Origin of the sequence: Streptomyces swartbergensis (genome assembly GCF_002148965.1) — a bacterium.
Lineage (GTDB): Bacteria > Actinomycetota > Actinomycetes > Streptomycetales > Streptomycetaceae > Streptomyces > Streptomyces swartbergensis.
In genome coordinates this window covers 1-1,497 of the sequence record NZ_NGFN01000684.1, presented here as the reverse complement: position 1 = coordinate 1,497, position 1,497 = coordinate 1, and the positions used below count along the sequence as shown (strand labels likewise).

Genomic DNA, 1,497 nt, shown 5'->3' with positions numbered 1-1,497 from the left:
CCACCCGCACACCGTCCGGCCCCGGGGCCCAGGCCGAGAGGGTCACCACGTCGCCGTCCTCCAGGAACGTCCGCTTGCCGTCGGGGAGTTCGAGCGGGTCGCGGCCGTTCCAGGTCAGTTCGAGGAGGGAGCCGCGCTCACGGTCCGCCGGGCCGCTGACCGTGCCCGAGCCGTACAGGTCGCCGGTGCGCAGGGAGGCGCCGTTGACGGTCATGTGGGCCAGTTGCTGGGCGGCCGTCCAGTACATGGTGGAGAAGGGCGGCTCGGAGACGACGTGGCCGTTCACGGCGACGGTGATCCGCAGGTCGTAGCCGCCGGGTTCCTCGCCGCTGTCGTCCAGGTAGGGCAGCAGCTGGTGTGTCCGGGCGGGCGGAGCGACCCGGGCCTCCTCCAGGGCGTCCAGCGGGGTGATCCACGCCGACACCGACGTGGCGAAGGACTTGCCGAGGAACGGGCCGAGCGGGACGTACTCCCAGGCCTGGATGTCGCGCGCCGACCAGTCGTTGAGGAGGCAGAGGCCGAAGACGTGCTCGCGGAAGTCGTCGAGAGACACCGGCTCGCCCATCCGGGACGGCACGCCGACCACGAAGCCGACCTCCGCCTCGATGTCCAGGCGGACGGACGGGCCGAAGACGGGAGCCGGGTCCGCGGGCGCCTTGCGCTGGCCCGAGGGGCGTACGACGTCCGTGCCCGAGACGACGACCGTGCCGGAGCGGCCGTGGTAGCCGATCGGCAGGTGCTTCCAGTTGGGGGTCAGGGAGTCCTCGGCGTCGGGGCGGAAGATCCGGCCGACGTTCCGGGCGTGGTTCTCGGAGGCGTAGAAGTCGACGTAGTCCGCGACCTCGAAGGGGAGGTGCAGGGTCACCGAGGACAGGGGGTGGAACATCGGTTCGACGGTCTCGCGGTGGGACGGCACGGACACCCAGGCCGTCAGCGCCCGGCGTACGTCCGACCAGGCCGTGCGCCCCGCGGCCAGCAGCGGGTTGAGGGTCGGCCGCGCGAGCAGGGAGGCGTACGGGGAGCCGAGGGCGTGGGCCGCCGCGCCGGCGTCCAGTACGTGGTCGCCGAGCCGGACGCCCACGGTCCGGTGGGAGGAACCGGGGAGGGAGAACACGCCGTACGGCAGGTTGTGCGGACCGAAGGGGTCACCCTCGGGGACATCGAAGGGGGGCATCGGGTGCTGCCTCGCTTTCGGGTGTGCCGTGTCGTCGCCACGTGTTCGTGGTCGTGCCACACGTTACGGGTGGCACACCGGTCCTGGGCAGTGTCCGAGGAGGCGGACACGGGCGAACGGGGCAGGTGGGCCCGGGTGGGACCGGAGGGTGAGACTCCGGCGCGGCGGACGGGACGCCGCATTCGTGCGTGCCGGAAGTTATCCACAGGACGCGACGCAATCTTGACGGAGCGGTGCGAACGGGGCGACTCTGGGCGGGTGCCGGAAGGCCTCGGGGAGGGGGCGTTCCGACGGCACACCAGGGGGGCGGATGGCCATTGGGG

At 72.4% G+C, this 1,497-nt stretch carries 1 protein-coding gene; it reads right to left on the bottom strand.

The window, feature by feature from the left end; all coding sequences use genetic code 11:
- A partial coding sequence (fahA, locus tag CA983_RS43540; RefSeq protein WP_086606100.1) for a fumarylacetoacetase occupies positions 1 to 1,174 on the bottom strand: 1,174 nt, incomplete at its 3' end.
- Positions 1,175 to 1,497: the final 323 nt, after the last annotated feature.